This is a genomic window from Arthrobacter sp. B0490 (genome assembly GCF_002929355.1).
Taxonomy (GTDB): Bacteria; Actinomycetota; Actinomycetes; order Actinomycetales; family Micrococcaceae; genus Arthrobacter_D.
In genome coordinates this window covers 1-541 of record NZ_PJIR01000159.1, presented here as the reverse complement: position 1 = coordinate 541, position 541 = coordinate 1, and the positions used below count along the sequence as shown (strand labels likewise).

General features: G+C 66.5%; 1 protein-coding gene. It reads right to left on the bottom strand.

Going from position 1 to position 541, the window contains the following annotated elements; translation table 11 throughout:
- The coding region (locus CXQ97_RS21235; RefSeq protein WP_181035173.1) for an acyl-CoA dehydrogenase family protein at positions 1-495 on the bottom strand (495 nt) is incomplete at its 3' end.
- Between the last annotated feature and the right edge of the window lie 46 nt (positions 496-541).

The following is a 541-nucleotide window of genomic DNA, read 5'->3' as shown; positions in this document are numbered from 1 at the left end:
CTTCGCCCGCTTGGCATTGCTGCAGAACTGCTTGCTGCCGTTGAGCACCCACTGGCCGTCCACCAGTTCGGCGCGGGTGCGCAGGTTATGCGCTTCGGAGCCGGCCTGCGGTTCGGTGAGGGCGAAGCAGCCGATGGCGCGGCCGCTGGCCAGCTCGGCCAGCCACTCGTCCTTCTGCGCCTGCGAGCCGTAATTCAACACCGGGCCGCAGCCCACCGAGTTATGGATGCTCATCAGCGCGCCGGTGGCGCCGTCGCCGGCGGAGATTTCCTCCACGGCCAGTGCGTAGGCGACGTAGTCGATGTAGCTGCCGCCCCATTCTTCCGGGACGACCATGCCGAGCAGGCCAAGCTCACCCATCTGGGCGACCAGGGCGTCGTCGATCCAGCCTGCCTTTTCCCAGGCCTGTGCATGGGGGGCGGTCTCGCGGCGGGCGAAGTCGCGGGCCATGTCGCGGATCATGCGTTGGTCTTCGCTGAGTTCGAGGTCATGCATTGGGCGGTCTCTGCTTGGTGTGTGCTGCAAAAGAGGTTCAGGCCGT